This is a genomic window from Nocardia sp. NPDC050408, from assembly GCF_044458905.1.
In the GTDB taxonomy this organism is placed as follows: domain Bacteria; phylum Actinomycetota; class Actinomycetes; order Mycobacteriales; family Mycobacteriaceae; genus Nocardia.
In genome coordinates this window covers 589,675-601,457 of the sequence record NZ_JBITIL010000001.1, presented here as the reverse complement: position 1 = coordinate 601,457, position 11,783 = coordinate 589,675, and the positions used below count along the sequence as shown (strand labels likewise).

11 protein-coding genes are annotated in these 11,783 nt (G+C 63.9%); 8 read left to right on the top strand and 3 right to left on the bottom strand.

Going from position 1 to position 11,783, the window contains the following annotated elements:
* The first annotated feature begins 237 nt into the window (after positions 1-237).
* Entirely contained in the window at positions 238-1,488 is a 1,251-nt protein-coding gene (locus tag ACIBJI_RS02610) for a KasA/KasB family beta-ketoacyl-ACP synthase (protein ID WP_396957296.1), read from the top strand.
* On the opposite strand, the gene ACIBJI_RS02605 is transcribed toward ACIBJI_RS02610, so the two are convergent.
* On the bottom strand, positions 1,485-2,336 hold the full coding sequence (locus ACIBJI_RS02605; RefSeq protein ID WP_364341063.1) for a GNAT family N-acetyltransferase: 852 nt from the start codon (positions 2,334-2,336) through the stop codon (positions 1,485-1,487). The genes ACIBJI_RS02610 and ACIBJI_RS02605 overlap by 4 nt on opposite strands.
* Before the next feature lie 334 nt (positions 2,337-2,670).
* Here ACIBJI_RS02605 and ACIBJI_RS02600 point away from each other — a divergent pair, with 334 nt between their 5' ends.
* Positions 2,671-3,558 carry an alpha/beta hydrolase gene (locus ACIBJI_RS02600; protein ID WP_364341061.1) on the top strand — a complete coding sequence of 296 codons (888 nt, stop codon included), beginning with the start codon at positions 2,671-2,673 and terminating at the stop codon, positions 3,556-3,558.
* 171 nt (positions 3,559-3,729) lie between these two features.
* Complete coding sequence (locus ACIBJI_RS02595; protein ID WP_364341059.1) at positions 3,730-4,533, top strand: SDR family oxidoreductase; 804 nt, start codon at positions 3,730-3,732, stop codon at positions 4,531-4,533.
* A gap of 271 nt (positions 4,534-4,804) precedes the next feature.
* On the opposite strand, the gene ACIBJI_RS02590 is transcribed toward ACIBJI_RS02595, so the two are convergent.
* Complete coding sequence (locus tag ACIBJI_RS02590; RefSeq protein ID WP_396957299.1) at positions 4,805-5,119, bottom strand: hypothetical protein; 315 nt, start codon at positions 5,117-5,119, stop codon at positions 4,805-4,807.
* 247 nt (positions 5,120-5,366) lie between these two features.
* On the opposite strand from ACIBJI_RS02590, the gene ACIBJI_RS02585 reads away from it, so the two are divergent.
* The 3 genes from ACIBJI_RS02585 (at position 5,367) to ACIBJI_RS02575 (ending at position 8,084) form a co-directional block, all read left to right on the top strand.
* Positions 5,367-5,990, top strand: a complete 624-nt coding sequence (locus ACIBJI_RS02585; protein ID WP_364341055.1) for an antibiotic biosynthesis monooxygenase — start codon at positions 5,367-5,369, stop codon at positions 5,988-5,990.
* A gap of 266 nt (positions 5,991-6,256) precedes the next feature.
* The gene (locus tag ACIBJI_RS02580) at positions 6,257-6,553 is read left to right on the top strand and encodes a hypothetical protein (protein WP_364341053.1); all 297 of its coding nucleotides are present in this window, start codon (positions 6,257-6,259) and stop codon (positions 6,551-6,553) included.
* A gap of 511 nt (positions 6,554-7,064) precedes the next feature.
* The gene (locus ACIBJI_RS02575) at positions 7,065-8,084 is read left to right on the top strand and encodes a DUF6492 family protein (protein ID WP_364341051.1); all 1,020 of its coding nucleotides are present in this window, start codon (positions 7,065-7,067) and stop codon (positions 8,082-8,084) included.
* 929 nt (positions 8,085-9,013) lie between these two features.
* On the opposite strand, the gene ACIBJI_RS02570 is transcribed toward ACIBJI_RS02575, so the two are convergent.
* Positions 9,014-9,871, bottom strand: a complete 858-nt coding sequence (locus tag ACIBJI_RS02570; protein WP_364341049.1) for a hypothetical protein — start codon at positions 9,869-9,871, stop codon at positions 9,014-9,016.
* A 197-nt stretch (positions 9,872-10,068) separates the two neighbouring features.
* Between ACIBJI_RS02570 and ACIBJI_RS02565 the strand changes: the two genes are divergently transcribed.
* Positions 10,069-11,112 (top strand): ferritin-like protein, encoded by a 1,044-nt coding sequence (locus ACIBJI_RS02565; RefSeq protein ID WP_364341047.1) that lies wholly within the window; start codon positions 10,069-10,071, stop codon positions 11,110-11,112.
* A 253-nt stretch (positions 11,113-11,365) separates the two neighbouring features.
* Positions 11,366-11,740 (top strand): cupin domain-containing protein, encoded by a 375-nt coding sequence (locus ACIBJI_RS02560; protein ID WP_364341362.1) that lies wholly within the window; start codon positions 11,366-11,368, stop codon positions 11,738-11,740.
* The last annotated feature ends 43 nt before the right edge of the window (positions 11,741-11,783 follow it).

The window sequence follows — 11,783 nt, the reverse complement described above, 5'->3', positions numbered from 1 at the left end:
CGGGCATACCGTGATCAATCCGCGCCGGTATGCTCTTCCGGAAACGATGTCCAGCGGAAATACCAGCTCAGCAATGCATTTCAACGCATTCGGGGGCATAGTAGAACGCCTGCGACGATGCCGTACGACAACGATGTCCGGCCGCCGTAGTCCGTCGAACGCCTGTCCAATTCGGATAAGGCACTCGCCAGGACACCGAAAACTGCGTTATCGGAAGAGAAACCAGGAGTGACTCTCGTGCGAAACCTCTTTGCCGCCGACGGGCGATTCCCGAATATCGTCGTGACAAGTCTCGCGGCGACCACGTCGATCGCGGGTGATGTCGACGCGACGTGGAAGGGACTGCTCAACGGCGAGAGCGGAATCGACGTGTTGGAGGATCCCTTCGTCGAGGAGTACGACCTCCCCGTCCGCATCGGCGGTCAGTTGAAGGTTCGCCCCGAGACCCTGCTGACGCGGGTCGAACAGCGTCGGATGTCCTATGTCGAACAGCTCGCGACGGTCCTCGGACGCGAGGTGTGGCGCAATGCGGGCAGTCCGGAGGTGGATCCCGAACGGCTCGGTGTGGCGATCGGCACCGGACTCGGTGGCGCCGATGCGATCACCGATGCGAACACTAAGCTGAAAAATGGTGGCTATCGCAAGATTTCGCCGCTGGCCGTGCAGATGATCATGCCCAATGGTCCGTCGGCGGTCGTCGGTCTCGAATTGAAGGCGAAGGCCGGCGTGATCACGCCGGTCTCTGCGTGCTCGTCCGGGTCCGAGGCAATTGTCAACGCATGGCGGATGATTGCGATGGGCGACGCCGATATGGTCGTCACCGGCGGCGTCGAGGGATATATCGATGTCCTCCCGATCGCGGCCTTCACCATGATGCGCGCGATGAGCACCCGCAACGACGACCCGAAGGGCGCCTCGCGTCCCTTCGACTCCGACCGCGACGGTTTCGTCTTCGGCGAGGCCGGTGCGCTGATGGTCCTCGAGACCGAGGAGCACGCCAAGGCCCGCGGCGCGACTATCCACGCGCGCGTGCTCGGAGCCGGAATCACTTCCGACGGTTACCATTTGGTTGCTCCGGCGCCCGATGGTGATGGCGCGGCACGCGCGATGACCCGGGCCATGCAGATCGCAGGTCTGACCCCGAAGGACATCACCCACATCAACGCGCACGCGACCGCGACCCCGATCGGCGACACCGCCGAGGCCAATGCGATCAACAAAGCCGTCGGTAACCACGCCTCGGTTTACGCGCCGAAATCCGCACTCGGCCATTCGATCGGCGCGGTGGGCGCGTTGGAATCGATTCTGACCGTACTCAGCATCCGCGACGGCGTCGTGCCGCCGACGCTGAACCTGGACAACCAGGATCCGGAGATCGATCTGGATGTGGTGCACGGCGAGGCGCGCAACCAGGAGATCGAGTACGCGATCAACAACTCGTTCGGTTTCGGCGGGCACAATGTCGCGCTCGCCTTCGGCCGGTACTAGCGGACGAGAATGGCGCGCGGGTAGAGCAGTTGGAAGCCGAGCTTCTGGACGTTCTGCTGTGACTTCGAACCCGGCAGGGTCGTAACCACCGCGAGGTCACAGCCCGCGGCCGCCGCGGCGGCGAGGCGCATCGAAAGCAGTGCGCCCTGCACGCCGCGGCGGCGGTATTCGGGAAGGGTTGCCGCACCGCATAATTGGGCAATGCCATCGCTGAGGCGCAAGCTCGCGCCACCGACGGGCTTACCGTCGATCATGGCGAGCGAGCCGACGAAACCATTCGTCGCGGTGAGGTCCCGCTCGGCGCGTTCGATGGCCTCGCGCGGGAATTCCTCATGGGAGGCGACGCCCTGAGTGTCCGGGGTGGCGAAGCCGTCGACGACGACATTCACCCAGGTGTCGAATTCGTCGTGCCCGACATCGCGGATCTCGACGCCCTCGGCCGGTCGCGCCTGCCGCCCCGGCTCGAGCCGCAAGCCCAGCACATTCTCGAAGCCGAACAGCACATAGCCGCGCCGCGTCAGGCGTTCGACAACGGTCGGATCGGCCAGCGTGGAGACCTCGACCTGGACCGGCGCTTCCCGCTCGGCGAAGGCTTGTTCGACCGCGTCCAGCTCGGCGTCATCGAAGGCAGCGCCGTTCATTCCGACGCCGACCACCTTGTCCAGCGGTGAACCCGGGCCCGCCCACACCGCGAGGCCGCCGCCGATGGGCCGCACCAGCACTCGCTGCTGCGGGTCCCGGCGGGCGGCCGCGCGAGCACCCTCCTCGATCAGCGTGCGTTCGGCGTGCTCGACCCGCGCGGCGAGGTCCTGTCCGGCGAATAAACCGGGGGCGGTTTCAGTTGGCATGAGGAATTACTACCTTGTCGGTAGCGCCGGATTCACCTGGTTTTAGCGCCGAGCGGGTTCGGCGCGTTCAAAGGTGGCCACTGCTCACCAGCGGCTTTCGATTCACTTGTGCTGGTTGCCGTCCTGAGCGAGGACCGAGCGGCGTGACGCGCGGCCTTCTCTACGGTCGCGCCGATGAACCGACCCTCAGATCGCCGAAATGGCCACTGCGGCCGCACGACTAGCAGACCCGCCTCATGGTGGTCCGACGAAGCGCTATCCGACCACGGGCGGTGGTGCGAATCCGACTGCAGAAGGTGGTTCCGCAGACGCTCGGCGAACTATCGTGGGCGTTATGCCTGTTACCGACGGTACCGAACCGCCAGTCATCCCCGGGGTGCGCCGGACGTTCGTGACAGCCCGCGATGTCCGGTTCCACGTCACTGAATCCGGACCGGAGGACGGTCGCCCGGTCGTGCTGCTGCACGGCTGGCCACAGCACCACTACGCCTACCGGAATCTGCTTGCCGACCCGCCCGAAGGACTGCGGATCATCGCCCCCGACCTGCCCGGATACGGCTGGTCGGGTGCACCGCCGCATCGGTGGTCGAAGGAGGAAGTGGCCTCCGATGTGTTAGCCCTCCTCGATGCGATGGGCCTGCGACGGGTGCTGCTCGTCGGCCATGACTGGGGCGGTTACATCGGCTACCGCATGGTGCTGCGTGAACCCGACCGCTTCGGCGGCTACCTGGTGCTGAATATGGCCCATCCGTGGGTACCGCCGACGACAGTCATGCGACAGATCTGGCGCCTGCTCACTTACCAGCCGCTGGTCGCCACCGTGGGCGTACCGCTGCAGCAGCGCACCCGCTTCCTCGAATGGCTGATCAGAGGGGCGATCACCGACCGCAGCACGGTCAGCCCCGAGGTGATCCGCATCTTCGCCGACCGCTTCCGCGATCCGGTCTGTGCCCGCGCCGCCACCGACACCTATCGCACCTTCTGGCTGCGCGAAATTCCGAATGCCGCACGTCATCCCGAACGCCGCCGCGCCACCATCCCGATCCGCGCCCTGTTCGGCGTAGACGACCCCGCCGTCCACCGCTCCCTGGCGGCCGCCGAAACGGCCCGCGCCGACGACTACACCTTCGAACCGGTCACCGGCTGTGGACATTTCGTCGCCGACGAACGCCCCGGACTTGTCCGCGCCCGCTTGATCGAACTTGCGGCAGACACGAAGTAGCCCTTGTCACTCCGGCTTTCGCACCCATACCGTTGGCCGCCGAGGTATTCAATGCTGAGGTATTCAATGCTGAGGTACTCAAAGCTGAGGTACTCAAAGCTGAGGTACTCAAAGCTGAGGTACTCAAAGCTGAGGTACTCAAAGCTGGGCGCGAAAGACTGAGGAGAACCTATGACCCGATTGGCAGTCGTGACCGGTGCGTCCTCCGGCATCGGAAAGGCAACCGCTGCGGCCCTGGTCGCGCGCGGCTTCCAAGTGATCGGGACGAGCCGGAATCCGGAGTCGATCGCGGCCGCCGACCGAGTGGCCGATGTCGACTATCGCGCGCTCGATCTGACCGATGCCGAGTCGATCGCCGAATTCGTCGACGGCCTCGACGGTGTCGACGTGCTGATCAACAATGCGGGCGAGAGCCAGGCCGGTCCGCTCGCCGAATTACCGACCGCGGCGGTCGAGCGGCTGTTCCAGCTCAATGTGCTCGGGCCGGTCACGCTCACCCAGGCAGTGCTCCCCGAAATGCGGAGCCGAGGTTACGGCCGGGTTGTCATGGTCGGTTCCATGCTCGCCAGCTTTCCGATGCCATACCGGTCCTCTTATGTCGCAACCAAGGCAGCGGTGCGGGGATTCGCCACGGCGGCTCGATTCGAGGAGTCACCGTTCGGCGTGTGGATCACCACCGTCGAACCCGGCCAGATCGATACCGGGCTGCGTGAGCGACGCACCAAGTACATCGACGAGAACTCCCCGCACACAGCGGATTTCACCCATTTCATGACCGCACTCGATCGACAGCAAGCCAAAGGCATTACGCCACAACGGGTTGCCGCCACCATCGTCTCCGCCGTCGAGGCCAGCCGTCCGCGGCCGTTGTACGCGGTCGGCAGCAACGCACCTGCGATGTTCGCGTTGCGCCGCCTATTGCCGCGCACGGTCATCGAGAAGGTCATCGCCAGGGCCTATGGGTTGTCCCGGTGATTTCGGCAATGACATCATTGGATGCATTCGGCCCCGCCGCTCGGACAGGTGAGCATCGGCGGTGTATGCGGCTCCGGCGACGGCGGCGGCTGATAGGCCCCATGGCAGATACGTCCCGTTCGGCTCGAACAACAGTCGATTGATCTCCGCCAATGCCGACATGGGCGGCAGGCCCGCGATCACAGCAACAGCGGCGAGGCAAATGCGTCGTCTTCAGCCAACACCCCGTGCGTGGCTGGCTATACGCCGCCGAATATCGGCCCGGCCTTGATCATTTGTGCCGCGATGCGCCCGGCTCTGCCCTCGGTAGCGCCGAAGTCACCGCGATCACGGCCAGACCGGCATCGCGAATGATGCGGTCGAGATCGTCGATGATGTCGCTTATCGCATCGCGCGTCCGATCCGCCTGCGCGGATGCGGCTGATTCCCTGTCGAATTCGATACCGATCTTGTTGAGCTGCAGCCCGGTATCGAGCAGATTTCGCACCAGATTATCCGCGATCTCAGCGAAAGCGACTGTGCTGCTGTCCAATTCGCCGCCCTCGGATTGCCGATGCGTGGTGTGGTCGAACCGCTTGTCCCACATAATAATCCCTTTTGCCGGACAGGTTCCCTGACTGCCACGGCCGCCGGTTGCCTGGAGTTCGTTCAGCGCCGGAAGTACCCCAGATCCAGCTACCGCAAACTCCGGCAGCGGCAGCGGCGGTCTCCGGTCATGAACAGGTGTTGCAGAGAGTGTGCTGAAGCTATTGCCATGAGCGCCGCGGCGGGGCAGTGTGAACATGTCGGTGGCGCCAGCGGGGCGCTGCCCTGAACACCCGAGGGAGTCGCTCGTGTACGCACGTTCTACGACTATTCAGGCGCAACCCTCCGCTATCGATGCCGGGATTGCGCATGTACGCGACGAGGTAATGCCGGCTGTGGAAGACATACCCGGCTGTGTCGGACTATCGTTGCTGGTCGATCGCCAGTCCGGCCGGTGCATCGTAACTACCTCATGGGAAACCGAAGATGCGATGACCGCCAGCGCCGACCGGGTCCGCCCCATTCGAGATCGTGCGGCCGCGGCATTCGGCGGCGGCGGCACCCAGATCGAGCAGTGGGAAATCGCCGCCCTACATCGTGACCACCGCGCAAAGCAGGGCGCCTGCGCCCGCGTTGTCTGGGTCAAGACGAACCCGGATCGTCAGGACGCGGCGATCGAGACATACAAATCCCAAGCTCTACACGGCATGGAATCCCTCGACGGGTTCTCCAGCGCGAGTCTCTTGGTCGAGCGCGCGTCCGGCCGTGGCGTCTCCTGCGTCACCTTCGACAGCGCCGACGCCATGGAACGCAATCGCGAGGACGCAACCGCCCTGCGCGAGCGAATCACCCGCCAAGCCGGTATGCAGGTCATGGACATGTGCGAGTGTGAGCTGGCCATCGCCCACCTCCGCGTACCCGAATTGGTGTAAATCGCACGGCTGTGGCTCCCGACCGGTTGACCGGTCGGGAGCCGTCGGCGTCGCGCCTGATCCACCACCGTTTCATGCGCGCATTCTGTCCGGTGCTGAAATGCCGAAGAACTCGGCAAGCATCCGGCGTCGACCACTGCGCACCTGCTCATCGGTCATTCGGCGGGCGCGTACTACAGGCATGGGATCGCCGCGAGACCCCAGCGCAGCTCGCCGCGCCAGCGGCCGCGCTCGTCGACCAGCTTCGGGCATGCCAAGCTGGCGGGATGAAGTCGGAGGCGGCGGAGATACTCGACATCCTCGATCAGGTGATGGCGATCGTGCAGGCCGGGCCACAGGATATGAGCTGGCAATCTCGGTACACGGATGCGGCGGAGCTCGTGGACGATCTCACCGACCATTCCGAACTGATTCGGCGAGGTGATATGAGCCGGTTGCCCGATCTGAGATTTCTGTTCATCGCGACCGGCCCGCTGTGTGAGATCGCGGCCAGCAGTGGGTGGTTGGAGACTTACACGGTGCTGGGAAACCAATTCGATCGATTGTATGAGCGGTCGCGGTAGCGTGATGCCGGCCGCAGTCCGGATGAACAGGCCATCCTTGCGACCGCGTCCGACAACACACTCTACTGCCGCGACCCGCGCTTTCGACCGTGCCGATCGCACGCCAGTAACGGCTGCGCCCTGTTTGCTTGTGCCGCGTCAGATAGCTTGTCAGGTATCGAGATCCGTCGGGCACGGTCATACGGCGATGCCGCGGGGTCTGTAGTGCAGCGTTTCGACTGCGCTCGGCAAGCGAGCCGGATCTGATAGCGCGGCAACCTATCTGGACGGGGCACCAGCCCAGCAAGACTTCCCGCGTTTCCGCACTGCGCCGTATTGCAGATTTCCGGTCGATCGAGAGGGCCGATCGTTGAGGGCACAGGGCGTTTTCAGGGGTGGGTCGAACCAGAGCGCTTCGCGCAGCGTGGTCGCGACGGTGTCGGTGATGAAATACTCAGGGGGCCCAACGCTTTTCGAGCCATGAGGCCTGGCTATCGTTGCCGGCGACGATCAGCCTACGGGGAGCGTGAACGTGACCGGAACTGCGCGGCTACCGGCAATCGAGGTCATGATCCCGGTAGCAGCCAAGGATCTGCCCAGCCTCGACGCCTGTATCACCGGGCTGAGGGCACACTGTCGCAATCCGATCCGATCGGTGAATATCGTCGGATCCGCGCGCCTGCATGCACAGGTACGGACCGACCATATGGTGCAGTGGATCGATGAGGAAGCGGTCTCACCGACACCGGCCGCCATCGAGGCGACCCTGCGCACAGCCGGCGGTGATCACCAGAATTCGTCCTGGTATTTCCAGCAGCTGATCAAACTGAGTTGCTTCCGCATCCTGGCGAGTACGGTCCAGCACCTGCTGGTGCTCGACGCGGACTACGCGCTCGTCGAGGATGTCGTGTTCGTCGAAAACGACGGCAGATCCTATCTGGCACTCGGCTATCCGCTGCAATGGCGCCTCGACACCCGCCAGCACGCGATCCCCGACCGCCACTCCGCGATCACCGCGGCGACCCGGCTGCTCGCCGAATGGCGGCCGGTCGACCCGTACAGCGGGATGCAGCATCACATGGTGTTCGACAGACAAATCCTCGCGGACCTGATGCGGCGAGTCGAAGACCAGCACCGGCGACCGTTCTGGGAGGCATTCCTGACGACGATTGAACACGCCAAATGGACCGGTGCTTCGGAGTATGTGCTCTACCGCCACTTCGCGGCGAAGTTCTTCCCGGAACAGATCCGGTCACGGCACCTCGACGCCATCGACATCATCCAGCCCGCCGAAAACGCTTTGTGGACATTGACCGACGCTGTCACCAGCCTCCGCCGGGCGGGAGTCAAGGCGATCGGATGCCACAGTTTTCTCAGCTACCGCAACCGAATCGCCACAATGGACTACATACCCGACCAGTTACGCAGCCAGCTGCAGACAACACCCGGGGCGCTGATGCTCGACCTCAACCAAGGCGCCCTCCACATCACCCCCGCAACCCCACCCCTGGGTCACGCCGAGCGCCTGCGTCGAACCCCAGGTCGTGGGTGAAGTGTCGTTCGCCCAGTGACGGCCGCTCTCGCCTGGCGGTTGAGTCCAGGAAGATGGTGTACGACCTAAACGCCCTTGCAGCGCAGGGTGTGTCGTAACCAGGAATTGGGTGGCCACCGCGTGATCCCCATTGGACGCCAAGCACTTGGTCCTTGGCCGGGAACGGGCACTCGGACAACCTGCCGATGGGCAAGTAGTAGTAGTTCTTAGCAAGAACAATCGGGCAATTCTCGACCAGTATTGTGCCAGCAGCCACGTCGGACGCAGTGGTTGCCCTTGAGGCGCTTGTCGCTGGTGCTACAACGGCTATTGAGGTAGGGCTGGCAGGTTGTGGCGCGTCCGGGGCCGTAGCCCGCCCAACGAACACCCCAGCACTGGTGAGAGCAACGATAAGGCCCGATATCGCCGTGATCCATGCCGGTCCGATGTCGCCGATTTTGCTTCGAGTGGCGCGGTCAGGTCTAGGCGTGTCCTGATCGGATGTAGGTTGCTGGCGGTTCGGCTGGTTCTCACCGGAGCCCCCGCCGGCGGATTCTGCTCGCTCACGCGGCAGAATCTATGGCGCTACCGGCCTCTCTGTCATGAAACATATTGCTAGACACTAGATCTGTTCGTCGAATCCTTCGGGATGACATTGCGGATGACCTGTTGGGCGGGGCCGGCGAGTGCAGGTTTTCTTTCCAGGGCTCCCAAACTTTCCCGCTCTCTACCTGGCTCATCAAGGCTTCCGGCTCCTGCGCTCTTCGCGAATCTGGCCAGTGCATCTCCGATCGGTGAAGCTTCCGTATGGCACTCCCGAAGTGGGGCACCAAATCCGGCACGACGGGGACTCAGCACGCGCAGAGACCGGACACCAGCGCCTTCTCGTTGGCCAGCTGGCCGTTGAAGCCGAATTCGACCTGATCAGGGGTGGCCGTCGATAGGCGGGCTCAGCGTGGTGCTTCGCCTGGGTGCAGCCAAGTCGCGATGTTGTGGACGTAGTTCTTGTAGATGGTCAGCCGGGAGGCGTCGGCTTTGATTTGGGTGCCGGGCGGCTCGCTGACGAATGATGGTGCGCCGCAATCGAGATCCCAGTTGTAGTCGGCGAAGTGGTGGAATGTCGATTCGGCGAGTGCACGGCCGATCGGTCGGCCCGCCGCAGTGAGTTCTCCATCCAATACGACTGCGAGGTTGAATCGGCGGCCGGACACTTTGCTTCGGCCTTGGGCGAGAACGGTGGCGTGGGGCACGCATGCTGTTACCGCGCCCTCGTGTGGGTGGGCCGGGAACCATTCGATGTGGCCGCTGGTGGAGGCGCTCGTGCGCAGGAGGGCGTGCGCCGGGTTGTCAGCGAAGATGGGCTGATAGTCGCCGTTGGCGCCGGAGTGGTAGTTGGGCCAGGAGATGGCCGGTGTGTCCTGGTCGTCGCGAATTCCGCTCGCCTCGGGGTTCTTCATGTGGAAATGGTTGACCTCGCCCAATGAGCCGAGTCCGAGGAGACTGCTGCCCAGGTCCTGATGGTCGCGTGCGGTGAGCACGCCACCGCCCTGCTCGCGGAAACGCACAATCGCCTGCGACTCGGCAACGGTGAGGCCGTCGCCGATATCCACGGCCAGCAACCATAATTGGTCGAAGTCCATGGTGTCGAGGCGGCTCAGAATCGGGTCGTTCTCGCCGCGGCTGACTCGGTTGCGCGTGATGACATCGTGGCCCGCGGCGCGTAGTTCGTCAGCCAACAGTGTGAAGCGACTGATGTCCCAGTCGTCGGTGCGCTGGGTGATCGTGGTTTGCAGCAGGATCTTCGACATCGAAAATGCCCTTCCTTACGGAGCTCACTGTGCGGCCGGGTCCTTACAAAGGACCGAGGACGCCGCCGATCTGTGACATCGGGGCCAGGGGTTGCCGCTCACATCGGATCCGAGCGGAGCGGATCGTGTCACGGTTCGCCCGCATGTCTTGTCCAAGTTGCTGACACACCTGACGACTTGCCGAGAAGAGGTTCGATATGGACAGCACTGGCCGAGCCATACAGACATTGGAGGATCTGCGCCGACATCTGCAGTGGGCGATCGAATTGGAACACGCGACCATACCGCCCTACCTATGCGCGCTGTACTCCTTGGAGCCGGGACGCAATACCGATGCGGCACAGGTGATCGGCAGCGTATTCGTGGAGGAGATGCTGCATCTGGCATTGGCCGCGAATCTGCTGAACGCCGTGGGCGGCGAGCCGAAAATCGATGCACCGGAACTGCTTCCGGCCTATCCGCACCCGCTGCCACACGGCGATCGGTCGTTGCAGATCAACCTCGTGCCGTTCGGATCCATTGCGCTGGAACAGTTTCTGGCCATCGAAAAGCCGGCTTCGGCCGACGCGCAGCCCGAATCCGATGAGTACGAAACGATCGGGCAGTTCTACGCGGCCATCGACGCCGGTATCCGAGTCCTGTGTGACACCCTCGGCGAAGACGTGGTCTTCTGCGGCGACCCGGGACGCCAGCTGAACGAGATGCACTTCAACAGCGGCGGCGGCAAGGTCATCCCCGTGCACGATCTGAAGTCCGCGCTGTCCGCGCTGGCGGAGATCATCGAGCAGGGTGAGGGCGCGGCACGGACCGAAGTGTGGGATGGCGACAAGGACGTCTTCCATCCCGAACGCGACGAAGTCGCGCACTACTACCGCTTCGTCGAACTCGCGCAGGGCCGCCGGTTTCAGCGCGGTGACACCCCACAGTCCGGGCCGACCGGCGAGGCGGTGCAGATCGATCAGGCCGGGATTCTTCCGATGCGCCCGAATCCACGCACGACCGATTACCCGCAAGGCAGTGAAATCCGCCGCGCACAAGAGGAATTCAACAACACGTACTGCCTGCTCCTGTACCTGCTGGAGGACACCTTCAACGGCAGTCCCGCCCAGATGCGAGATGCCGTCGGGGCCATGTACGCGCTGAAGTCGCAAGCCCAGGCGCTGATGAAGATGCCGAGCGGCGTCGGCTCGATGACCGCGGGACCGACCTTCGAGTACGTACCGCCCGAGCAGCGGGCGTAGAGCACCGACCGGTCTGTCACAAATCCGGCCTGCTGTCTTGTCCTAACTAACGATGTGTTCGGCCGAGTCGCGAGATAAGAGCGGGAGCGCCGGGTTTCAGACGGCTCCCCGGAGTACGCGTCAAGCAGAGCGTGACTGGTCCCACCCGCCGCCGCACATACGACGGATCAAGCGGATTCGAAAGGAAATCACCGTGAGTACAGAACCAGCCCACCAGGTCGAGAATCGGGACGCCGAGCTACTCGCCCCCCGAATCGCTGTGATCGGGAACGTCTCCGGCGCGCCGCAGATCCCGGCCGGCGCCGAGGCCATGACAATTCTCGTCACGCTCCCTCCGGGAAGCCCCGGGTCCCCGCCGCACCGGCATCCAGGCCCCGCCTACGGCTATGTCCTCAGAGGCGAGGTCATCTTCGAGCTCGAGGGCGAGCCGCAGCGAATCATCAAGGCGGGGCAGACATTCTGGGAGCCTGGTGGCGACACCATCCACTATCACGACGGCAATAACCTCACTGATGCCGAGTCGGCCTTTCTGGTGACGATGTTCTGCGCCCCGGGCCGGCCGATGCTGATTCCGGTCAGCGAGGACGAACTCGAGCAGCGCCGCGATCGGCGAGCGCCCCGCGCATAGCGCGCCCGGTCGGCCACCGTCACAAAATCGCCGACTGTCCTGT